Raw genomic sequence first — 10,324 nt, forward strand, 5'->3', positions numbered from 1 at the left:
AAAACTTACTCCGTAAAATATGGATAACGGAATTCATCATCTTCATCTATATAAACATCCTCTTTACTGCATAGAACTTCAATATCAAAGGCTTTTGCTTTTGCAGTAATTTTCGCCAATAATTCATCCGAAACATAATTATACGTCAAGTCTAAAGTTTTTAACTGACGCAATTGCTCCATCTTTTCTAAAATTATGCTTGCACCTGTATCGCTTAAAGTTCCCAAGGACATATCCAAAACCTCTAGTCCTGGCAAGATATCCGAAGCAAAAATTTTCTCACAGATCTCATCGGCTAATTCACTATTTTTTAAACCCAAATATTTTATCTTAGGGAAATTACTGCGTTTCATAAACGGCTCTAGTGTAGCAATACTGCCATCAAAACCATATTCATCGACCCCTAAATACAATTCTAAATGCTCCAAATTTGGAATTTTCGCAGCAACGACATCTTCCAGCACTTCTGCAGACAGTCCCCCCGAAATCATCGTTAACTTTTTTAAGGTATCACTTGATACATCTTTCAGGCGCAGACCCGAAGCGCCCTTTATGATCAATTCTTCTAACTGAAATTCATTGACCAATGCACCTGCATCTGTGTGAATAATCCAGGAAATTTCACATTCTTCACTATCCATATCACCTAAAAAAATCTTTTTTAAATTAGGGAACTTTGCTTTATTTTCGACTAGATAAGCAATAATATCCTCAGGTGACTGCTCATAGGACTCTGTCCAATTGCCAATAATCAATCCAGGTAAGGCATACGAACCGTGTTCTTCAATATAAGCCGCTAATTTTTCCACCAATGTTTCTTCTTCGTCATAATCCACGTAAAATTTGATTTCTTCCATTCTTATCAGCCTCTTTTCATTTTTCTATTTTATTGTTCTTGTATGGAACGGCCTGCCAAATAGCGATGTCCGTATAGCCAAAAACAATTGAAAATACTGGTACTAACCAACACAAAATTGCATAAGGTGCATATTCATATGCACTAACACCTAGGATTCCACCTATATAAAATGCATGTACACTCCATGGAACCAAAGGTGCTGCCAACACTCCGCCATCTTCTAATGTACGTGATAAAACCCGAGCCGCTATCCCTCTTTCCTGGAAAACGGGCAGCAAAGCACGCCCTGGCAAAATAATACTGACCAGCTGGCTCCCTGTTCCCAAGAGCATGGCATAACTACTAAACAACGTCATGACGATCAGTCGCCCTGTTGTCTTTGCCAGCAGAATCATTGCATCTGTCAATACTGCTAAAATACGAATTTTCTCCAATACACCGCCAAAAGACACGGCAGCAATCAATAAGAAGATTGTACTCAAAACACTTTGTATCCCGCCGCGCGTTAACAATAAATCCAATTCCTGAACTCCAGTTTTTGCAACATATCCATTTACCATAACATCTATCATCACGCTAAATTCCTGTTGCTCGAAAAAATAAGCAACACCACCTGCAGCAAGGATACAAAAAAACAAAGTCAGTATGGGTGAACATCTGCGATACGCCAACCCTAATAAGAGTACAGGTGGAACCAATGCCCATGAAGATAACGTATACTGCATTCGCAATGCCTCCAATATGTAAATGACGCCCGTATTGACTTCCACACGCTCCCCCTTGCCCATCAAACTATAGACTCCTGCGGTCAAGATCACCGCCGGCAATGTTGTCCACAGCATAGAACGAATATGTGTGAATAACTCCACTTCACAAATCGAAGCAGTAATATAAGTTGAGCTGGAAATAGGCGACATCTTATCACCAAAATATGCGCCAGAGACAATTGCCCCAACAACGAACGGTAACGGATAACCAAGTACCTGTCCTATACCAAGCAATGCGATTCCCATTGTTCCCATCGTACCAAAAGAAGTTCCAGTCATTGTAGATGTAAGTATGCATAAAAAGAAAGCTGCCAACAAAAATAAGTTTGGCGAAAGTAAGGTAAGCCCCCAGTAGATTGTCATGGGAATTGTTCCCGATAAAATCCACATACTTATTAACATACCAATCTCGACAAGTAAAAAAATCGCCGGCATCACTCGCACAATTGATTCAAGCATCGCTTGTTTTAGTTCCAGCCAAGTATACCCCCAGAATCTGCCCAATACGCAAGTCATCACGCTGGCTGTAATTAATGATAAGATAGCAGGTGCTTTTAAGCCTACAGTACCATATAAAATAATACTAATCGGCAATATAAATCCAGCGATTGCCCACCCTACGGTCGGTGTTTTTCTTTCTGACATCATCACCCTCCATTACACTATGAGCGAAACAGGATATATAAAAACATACTATGAAGTAAACACTAAATTTTCAAGCTTGTCTTAATTTTACTGCACAATTAGAAAACTAATCCGAATATTTCCCATAGTATCATAATTATATAGTATTTTCTTTTCATCAACAATAACACCAAATACCCATTTCCGCAGCTTGATCCTCTCACCTAAATAAAAATAAACCTGTAACCCCAGATCTTTACAGGTTTATTCGCAATATCGTTTTATTGGGATAAATAGAGCCATCTGCCACAGCTGTAACAAACATTAACCTCATATCATAGGCTCAAACAGAGAACCGCTATTTTAAGTAAACATTTACAAAATAAACGTATATTCTTTCGTTTTTCAACAAACAATGTATACAATATAATTCCATCTATTGAATAGGTATTTTACCTAGACTAGCGAATTATCAAAGGGTAGCAACTATAAGGAGGTCTTTAGCATGAAATCGGTAATTGGTAAAACATCACAAAATTTTCAATGCACGAAATGTAAAAGCAAGGTCATGATCACGACTGAAACCATCGGTGTTTTCAGTGGAGATTCAGGATTACCGCTTGAAACATTTAAACGTAAAACCTGTGCGTCTTTTCCTCAAGTTCCGCAATGTGGTTCTTGTGACTATAGCCCACTAAAAAAAGCTGTTTCCTTTTAACTCAATATGAAAAGCAAGATTTATGATTTCATCTCATAGGCTTGTCGCATCGGTGATACTAAGGATCACTAGCAGCGGCAAGTCTTTTCCATTTTTCAAATGAAACTACTTTAATAAATCTTCATATAAACAACAAAAAAGCTTACAAGCAAAATGGTGTGCACCCCGTCAAGAGGACAGTCAAAAAATATAAGAATTTTTTGTAGCTCATCCGTAAGGATGGGCTGTTTTTTATGCAGCGATATAATGTTCATAATATTCGTAGGGAGTCATTACATTTAATCGACGCTGCAAACGTTCAAAATTGTAATAGTGAATATAGCAGCTAACTGCATGCATCAGGTCTTGTTTCCCTGTAAATTTATGACCATAATACATTTCACGCTTCAATACGCCCCAAAATCCTTCCATCGGTCCATTATCTATGCAATGACCAACTCGAGACATACTTTGTGTCATCTCATGTTCTATCAGTCTGCTATGAAAACTGCGGCTGGTATACTGAAATCCACGGTCACTGTGAAATAATGGGTGCGCCTGTGGATTGTTTTTTACAGCTTCATCAAAAGTGTTAAAGACCAACTTGTTATTGTTGTGGTCGCTTAGTACATATGACACAATTCGGCGATCATATAAATCCAATATAGCACTCAGGTAGAGCTTATGGATAACCGGACCTATACAATATTTAAATTCCGTCACATCAGTCAGCCACTTTTCATTTGGTGCATCAGCATGGAATTGCCGGTTTAGAATGTTTTCTGCTGTGTAAGCTGGATCAGGTGCCCGGCGAGTACAACAGTTTTGCCGGTGTTTAATATTTGACTGGATGTGTAATTTACGGTCAATGCGCAGAATACGTTTATCATTTATATGCTCATGATGCCAACGGTTCAAATCATCACGAATTCTGCGGTATCCCTCGTCTGGATGTTTTTCGTGAATTTCGATGACCTTCTTAGCCAGTCGCTCATTTTCCCGCTCACTTGGGCTTTTATCTCCTTTAAGCCAATGGTAATACGCTGAACGGGTTACATGAAAAATTGGGCAAAGTTCTAAAACCGAATAATGCACCGGCTCTGTCTGTGAAAGCTGTTTTATTGCTTCGTATTCTCTTTCCTTGCGTGTAAAGCCAAGGCATCCCTTCTTTCCAGTTCGTCCAGTTTTTTTAATGCATCAATCTCCATCTGCAACCAATGGTTTTTACGTTCCAGTTGGGCAACACAGTCCCTGAGTTCTTCTTCCGGGGTACGGCTGGGCAGTGTACCTGTTCGATGCCCACGGCGATCTTCTAGTCCAGATTTGCCCATCTGGCGATATTTTTTCATCCATATGAAAACCTGTTGATAGGATACTTTGTAAGCAAGTGCTGTTTGTCCATAATTGTTATCGTGAGCTGTACAATACTGAACAATTTCTAGTCGTTCTTCTTGTGTAGTCTTTCTTGATTTTGTCATGATACTGCTTCCTCCTGTTCGAAGCTGAAACTTCTCATGACTATTATACTTCTTTACCCAATTGAGTAATTGATCATTCTTACGAATTTGATATTTTTCGCAAATTTCTATTACGGGAATAGATCCGCTTAGATAGTCCTGGACAGCAGATAGTTTTACCTCTGGTGAATAGGCTTTAAAGTGAGTTCGTGCAATGAGACCTTTTATTCCTTCACTACGATAATTACATACCCATCGTTGAATTGTCATCGGGCTTATTTTTAAAGTCCTGGCCACTTCTCTATAACTGCATTTTCTTTCAATGACATCTTTACAGGCTTGCAGTTTCAATTTTAGAGAAACTTTACTTTTCTTTGACATAAAAAATACCTCCAGATAAGACAATGTTTTTTTTCACTGTCCTATCTAGAGGTAGCATACCAAAATGCCTGCAAGCCTTATAATTTCTAATGTGGTGCGGTTGATGGGATTTGAACCCATACGAGCTATGCTCGCCACCCCCTCAAGATGGTGCGTCTGCCGTTCCGCCACAACCGCGTAAAAATATATTCAGGTAAAAAAACAACACCATTACAAAAATGGTGCCGAGGACCGGAATCGAACCGGTACGGATATTTCTATCCGCGGGATTTTAAGTCCCGTGCGTCTGCCAGTTCCGCCACCCCGGCATTATATTTTGGAGCGGGTGAAGGGAATCGAACCCTCGTGACTAGCTTGGAAGGCTAGGGCTCTACCATTGAGCTACACCCGCGTAAACTGGAGCTGGCGAGAGGACTTGAACCCCCAACCTACTGATTACAAGTCAGTTGCTCTACCAATTGAGCTACACCAGCGAAAGATGGTGCCTTAGGACAGAATCGAACTGCCGACACGAGGATTTTCAGTCCTCTGCTCTACCGACTGAGCTACCAAGGCATAAATGGCGACCTGGATGGGACTCGAACCCACGACCTCCGCCGTGACAGGGCGGCATTCTAACCAACTAAACTACCAGGCCATATTGTTTTTTTGGTGGGCGATGACAGGATCGAACTGCCGACATCCTGCTTGTAAGGCAGGCGCTCTCCCAGCTGAGCTAATCGCCCATATAAAATTGGTGACCCGTACGAGATTCGAACTCGTGAAGCCGCCGTGAAAGGGCGGTGTCTTAACCGCTTGACCAACGGGCCGTAAATGGTGATCCACCCGCGACTCGAACGCGGGACACCCTGATTAAAAGTCAGGTGCTCTACCGACTGAGCTAGTGGATCATGTAAATGGCTGGGGCGGCTGGACTCGAACCAACGCATGCGGGAGTCAAAGTCCCGTGCCTTACCGACTTGGCTACGCCCCAATTTGGCTCCTTGAGTAGGACTCGAACCTACGACCGATCGGTTAACAGCCGATTGCTCTACCAACTGAGCTATCAAGGAATATAACCAGCAACTACCGACTTTCCCAGGGCGTTTCCACCCAAGTATCCTTGGCCTCTAAGTGCTTAACTACTGTGTTCGGTATGGGAACAGGTGGATCCACTTAGGCATCGTCACTGGATTCTTCAGAGTTATTCTCTGAAAACTATACAGAAGTTTTATTCTTGTATGAATTCTTGCATTTTAGTTTCTTTCTTCACTCTATTCGTCAAAGTTCATCTACCACGCCCTCTGACTTCGTCTTATTCGACTAAGCCACGGCTTTGGTATCTTCTCACTTCGCTCGAACTAAAGTGATTCACTAGGAACTTTCTCAAGTTCCTGTTCTCTACTTTAAGTCAAGCCCTCGACCTATTAGTACCAGTCAGCTGAACACATTACTGTACTTACACTCCTGGCCTATCAACCTTGTCTTCTTCAAGGGGTCTTACTAGATTACTCTATGAGAAACCTCATCTTAAGGCTGGTTTCACGCTTAGATGCTTTCAGCGTTTATCCTTTCCGAACGTAGCTACCCAACTGTACTCCTGGCGGAATAATTGGTACACCATTGGTTCGTCCACTCCGGTCCTCTCGTACTAGGAGCAGCTCCCTTCAAGTTTCTTACGCCCGCGATGGATAGGGACCGAACTGTCTCACGACGTTCTGAACCCAGCTCACGTACCACTTTAATGGGCGAACAGCCCAACCCTTGGGACCTACTTCAGCCCCAGGATGTGATGAGCCGACATCGAGGTGCCAAACCTCCCCGTCGATATGGACTCTTGGGAGAGATTAGCCTGTTATCCCCAGGGTAGCTTTTATCCGTTGAGCGATGGCCCTTCCACTCGGTACCACCGGATCACTAAGCCCGACTTTCGTCCCTGCTCGACCTGTCCGTCTCGCAGTCAAGCTCCCTTCTGCCTTTGCACTCTTCGCGCGATTTCTGTCCGCGCTGAGGGAACCTTTGGGCGCCTCCGTTACTCTTTCGGAGGCGACCGCCCCAGTCAAACTGCCCGCCTGACACTGTCTTGAATTTCGTTACTCTTACAGTTAGAATTCCAGTAAATGAAGGGTGGTATCCCAACAATGACTCCTACAAAACTTGCGTTCTATATTCTCAGTCTCCCACCTATCCTGTACATCATTTACCAAAATTCAATGTCAGGTTGCAGTAAAGCTCCATGGGGTCTTTCTGTCCAGTCGCGGGTAACCTGCATCTTCACAGGTATTTCAATTTCACCGGGTCCCTCGTTGAGACAGTGCCCAAGTCGTTACACCTTTCGTGCGGGTCGGAACTTACCCGACAAGGAATTTCGCTACCTTAGGACCGTTATAGTTACGGCCGCCGTTTACTGGGGCTTCAATTCACATCTTCGATTTAACTCTAAACGCTCCTCTTAACCTTCCAGCACCGGGCAGGTGTCAGCACCTATACGTCAGATTTCTCTTTAGCAGGCACCTGTGTTTGTGGTAAACAGTCGCTTGGGCCTCTCTTCTGTCGCCTTCAGTCGCTTTGCTCTGCTTGAGAGCTCACAACCAATGGCCATCCTTTTCCCGAAGTTACGGATGCATTTTGCCGAGTTCCTTAACGAGGGTTTTCCCGCGCACCTTAGGATTCTCTCCCCGCCTACCTGTGTCGGTTTGCGGTACGGGCACCTCTAATCTCGCTAGAAGCTTTTCTTGACAGCGTGGTCCATTCGATTTCTCTTCGGCCAAGGCCTTAGATACCCATCACTCCTCAGGTATTCAAGAGACGGATTTACCTGTCTCTCACCCTACAAGCTTAGACATACTATTCCATCAGTATGCTCGAACTTCCTTCTGTGTCACTCCATCACTCAAACAATTATTGGTGGTACTGGAATTTTTGCCAGTTGTCCATCGCCTACGCTCTTTGCCTCGGCTTAGGTCCCGACTTACCCTGAGTCGACGATCGTTGCTCAGGAAACCTTAGGCTTTCGGTGGAACAGATTCTCACTGTTCTTTTCGCTACTCATACCGGCATTCTCACTTCTATACTCTCCAGCACTCCTCACGGTATACCTTCTTCGTGTATAGAACGCTCCCCTACCCAAGATATATTTTTCAATATCTTGACGCGACTTCGGTTCTGTGCTTTAGCCCCGGACATCTTCGGCGCAAAACCTCTCGACCAGTGAGCTATTACGCACTCTTTAAATGGTGGCTGCTTCTGAGCCAACATCCTGGTTGTTTGTGAAGTTTTACATCCTTTGCCACTTAGCACAGCATTGGGGACCTTAGTCGGCGTTCTGGGCTGTTTCCCTCTTGACTACGGATCTTATCATTCGCAGTCTGACTCCCAAGCTATCAGTATAGCCATTCGCAGTTTGACTGGGTTCGGTAAGCTTTACGCCCCCTAGCCCGATCAGAGCTCTACCGTCTATACTTATCACTTGAGGCTAGCCCTAAAGCTATTTCGGGGAGAACCAGCTATCTCCGCGTTCGATTGGCATTTCACCCCTATCCACAACTCATCCCAAAACTTTTCAACGTTCACGGGTTCGGTCCTCCACGCAATTTTACCTGCGCTTCAACCTGGTCATGGATAGATCACTGCGGTTTCGGGTCTACAATATATAACTCTCGCCCTATTAAGACTCGCTTTCGCTTCGGCTCCGTATCTTCTACTTAACCTCGCTATATACTGTAACTCGCCGGTTCATTCTTCAATAGGCACGCTGTTGACCACATAAGGGTCTTCAACTGCTTGTAGACATACGGTTTCAGGTTCTATTTCACTCCCCTCCCGGGGTTCTTTTCACCTTTCCCTCACGGTACTATGCGCTATCGGTCGCCAAGGAGTATTTTGCCTTGGAGGGTGGTCCCCCCTGCTTCCCACAAGGTTCCTCGTGTCTCGTGGTACTCTGGATCCTGACCCTCAGATGCAGCTTTTTGCTTACAGGAGTTTTACCTTCTACGCTCGATCTTCCCAGATCGTTCAGCTAAGCCATTTCTGATTTGTGTCAGTCCTCAACCCCAGTCAACCGAAGTTGGCTGGTTTGGGCTCTTCCCCGTTCGCTCGCCGCTACTTAGGGAATCTCAATTGATTACTTTTCCTCCGGGTACTTAGATGTTTCAGTTCCCCGGGTCTACCTCCTCATGCTCTCAGGCATGGGTAACAGTCCATTACGACTGCTGGGTTCCCCCATTCGGATATTCATGGATCAATGCCTACTTGCGGCTCCCCATGACTTTTCGCAGCTTATCGCGTCCTTCTTCGGCTCTTGGCGCCTAGGCATCCGCCGTATGCCCTTAGTAGCTTGACTTATGGTACTCTCCGAACACGTCTATAAACGCACATCTGCTTCGTTGCTCCTCGGTAAAATCACTCGACGTAATTTCCATTACGACTCGCGCTTTTCCCTGTGGTGCGCCTTGCATCTGTACATTTCTAGTCTGTTCTAGTTTGTACTTAAAATCAATTTAGCCATTAAGTTTATACTTAAATGCTTAATTTTAATTTGAATCCTAAAATGCTCGTTAATTCACTCTCTAAAATATAGAGAGGTTTTCATACATTTTATTTTCTTCTGTGTAGTTTTCAAAGAACATCCGCAGAGACTAAAAAGCTCCGCTTTTCATAATTATCTGTTTAAGATAGTTTATGGTGGAGACGAGCGGGATCGAACCGCTGACCCCCTGCTTGCAAGGCAGGTGCTCTCCCAGCTGAGCTACGCCCCCATATGAGAACAGATATTTATTTGCAAAAATAAAATGGTGGGCCTAAGTGGACTTGAACCACTGACCTCACGCTTATCAGGCGTGCGCTNTTTCAATGACATCTTTACAGGCTTGCAGTTTCAATTTTAGAGAAACTTTACTTTTCTTTGACATAAAAAATACCTCCAGATAAGACAATGTTTTTTTTCACTGTCCTATCTAGAGGTAGCATACCAAAATGCCTGCAAGCCTTATAATTTCTAATGTGGTGCGGTTGATGGGATTTGAACCCATACGAGCTATGCTCGCCACCCCCTCAAGATGGTGCGTCTGCCGTTCCGCCACAACCGCGTAAAAATATATTCAGGTAAAAAAACAACACCATTACAAAAATGGTGCCGAGGACCGGAATCGAACCGGTACGGATATTTCTATCCGCGGGATTTTAAGTCCCGTGCGTCTGCCAGTTCCGCCACCCCGGCATTATATTTTGGAGCGGGTGAAGGGAATCGAACCCTCGTGACTAGCTTGGAAGGCTAGGGCTCTACCATTGAGCTACACCCGCGTAAACTGGAGCTGGCGAGAGGACTTGAACCCCCAACCTACTGATTACAAGTCAGTTGCTCTACCAATTGAGCTACACCAGCGAAAGATGGTGCCTTAGGACAGAATCGAACTGCCGACACGAGGATTTTCAGTCCTCTGCTCTACCGACTGAGCTACCAAGGCATAAATGGCGACCTGGATGGGACTCGAACCCACGACCTCCGCCGTGACAGGGCGGCATTCTAACCAACTAAACTACCAGGCCATATTGTTTTTTT

The 10,324-nt window shown here is 44.2% G+C and carries 5 protein-coding genes, 18 tRNA genes and 2 rRNA genes; 1 reads left to right on the forward strand and 24 read right to left on the reverse strand.

Annotated elements, in window-relative coordinates; all coding sequences use genetic code 11:
- Positions 1–5: 5 nt before the first annotated feature.
- Positions 6–857: an STM4015 family protein gene (locus BN6559_RS05395; RefSeq protein ID WP_110953786.1), complete on the reverse strand. Its 852-nt coding sequence runs from the start codon at positions 855–857 to the stop codon at positions 6–8.
- Between the two features lie 16 nt (positions 858–873).
- Positions 874–2,271, reverse strand: a complete 1,398-nt coding sequence (nhaC, locus tag BN6559_RS05400; protein ID WP_199883767.1) for a Na+/H+ antiporter NhaC — start codon at positions 2,269–2,271, stop codon at positions 874–876.
- Between the two features lie 484 nt (positions 2,272–2,755).
- Here nhaC and BN6559_RS05405 point away from each other — a divergent pair, with 484 nt between their 5' ends.
- The gene (locus BN6559_RS05405; protein WP_110953788.1) at positions 2,756–2,968 is read left to right on the forward strand and encodes a hypothetical protein; all 213 of its coding nucleotides are present in this window, start codon (positions 2,756–2,758) and stop codon (positions 2,966–2,968) included.
- Between the two features lie 231 nt (positions 2,969–3,199).
- On the opposite strand, the gene BN6559_RS05410 is transcribed toward BN6559_RS05405, so the two are convergent.
- The 22 genes from BN6559_RS05410 to BN6559_RS05520 form a co-directional block, all read right to left on the reverse strand.
- Entirely contained in the window at positions 3,200–4,042 is an 843-nt protein-coding gene (locus BN6559_RS05410; RefSeq protein ID WP_234407811.1) for an IS3 family transposase, read from the reverse strand.
- Positions 4,043–4,065: 23 nt separating this feature from the next.
- Positions 4,066–4,785 (reverse strand): helix-turn-helix domain-containing protein, encoded by a 720-nt coding sequence (locus tag BN6559_RS05415; RefSeq protein ID WP_110953790.1) that lies wholly within the window; start codon positions 4,783–4,785, stop codon positions 4,066–4,068.
- A gap of 92 nt (positions 4,786–4,877) precedes the next feature.
- Positions 4,878–4,962: transfer RNA gene (locus BN6559_RS05420), tRNA-Leu, on the reverse strand.
- A gap of 42 nt (positions 4,963–5,004) precedes the next feature.
- A tRNA-Leu gene (locus tag BN6559_RS05425) sits at positions 5,005–5,093 on the reverse strand.
- 9 nt (positions 5,094–5,102) lie between these two features.
- Positions 5,103–5,176, reverse strand: a tRNA-Gly gene (locus tag BN6559_RS05430).
- Between the two features lie 6 nt (positions 5,177–5,182).
- Positions 5,183–5,258: transfer RNA gene (locus BN6559_RS05435), tRNA-Thr, on the reverse strand.
- 6 nt (positions 5,259–5,264) lie between these two features.
- Positions 5,265–5,340 (reverse strand) — tRNA-Phe (locus BN6559_RS05440).
- A 5-nt stretch (positions 5,341–5,345) separates the two neighbouring features.
- Positions 5,346–5,422 (reverse strand) — tRNA-Asp (locus tag BN6559_RS05445).
- A gap of 12 nt (positions 5,423–5,434) precedes the next feature.
- Positions 5,435–5,510, reverse strand: a tRNA-Val gene (locus BN6559_RS05450).
- A gap of 9 nt (positions 5,511–5,519) precedes the next feature.
- Positions 5,520–5,594: transfer RNA gene (locus tag BN6559_RS05455), tRNA-Glu, on the reverse strand.
- 5 nt (positions 5,595–5,599) lie between these two features.
- Positions 5,600–5,675, reverse strand: a tRNA-Lys gene (locus BN6559_RS05460).
- A gap of 7 nt (positions 5,676–5,682) precedes the next feature.
- Positions 5,683–5,758, reverse strand: a tRNA-Gln gene (locus tag BN6559_RS05465).
- A 3-nt stretch (positions 5,759–5,761) separates the two neighbouring features.
- A tRNA-Asn gene (locus BN6559_RS05470) sits at positions 5,762–5,837 on the reverse strand.
- Positions 5,838–5,841: 4 nt separating this feature from the next.
- Positions 5,842–5,958: ribosomal RNA gene (gene rrf / locus BN6559_RS05475) — 5S ribosomal RNA — on the reverse strand.
- A 213-nt stretch (positions 5,959–6,171) separates the two neighbouring features.
- A 23S ribosomal RNA gene (locus BN6559_RS05480) occupies positions 6,172–9,106 on the reverse strand.
- A 339-nt stretch (positions 9,107–9,445) separates the two neighbouring features.
- Positions 9,446–9,521: transfer RNA gene (locus tag BN6559_RS05485), tRNA-Ala, on the reverse strand.
- 245 nt (positions 9,522–9,766) lie between these two features.
- A tRNA-Leu gene (locus BN6559_RS05495) sits at positions 9,767–9,851 on the reverse strand.
- Positions 9,852–9,893: 42 nt separating this feature from the next.
- Positions 9,894–9,982 (reverse strand) — tRNA-Leu (locus BN6559_RS05500).
- A 9-nt stretch (positions 9,983–9,991) separates the two neighbouring features.
- Positions 9,992–10,065, reverse strand: a tRNA-Gly gene (locus BN6559_RS05505).
- Between the two features lie 6 nt (positions 10,066–10,071).
- Positions 10,072–10,147, reverse strand: a tRNA-Thr gene (locus BN6559_RS05510).
- A 6-nt stretch (positions 10,148–10,153) separates the two neighbouring features.
- Positions 10,154–10,229, reverse strand: a tRNA-Phe gene (locus BN6559_RS05515).
- Between the two features lie 5 nt (positions 10,230–10,234).
- Positions 10,235–10,311: transfer RNA gene (locus BN6559_RS05520), tRNA-Asp, on the reverse strand.
- Between the last annotated feature and the right edge of the window lie 13 nt (positions 10,312–10,324).

Source organism: Massilibacillus massiliensis (assembly GCF_900086705.1).
Classification (GTDB): domain Bacteria; phylum Bacillota; class Negativicutes; order FLKF01; family FLKF01; genus Massilibacillus; species Massilibacillus massiliensis.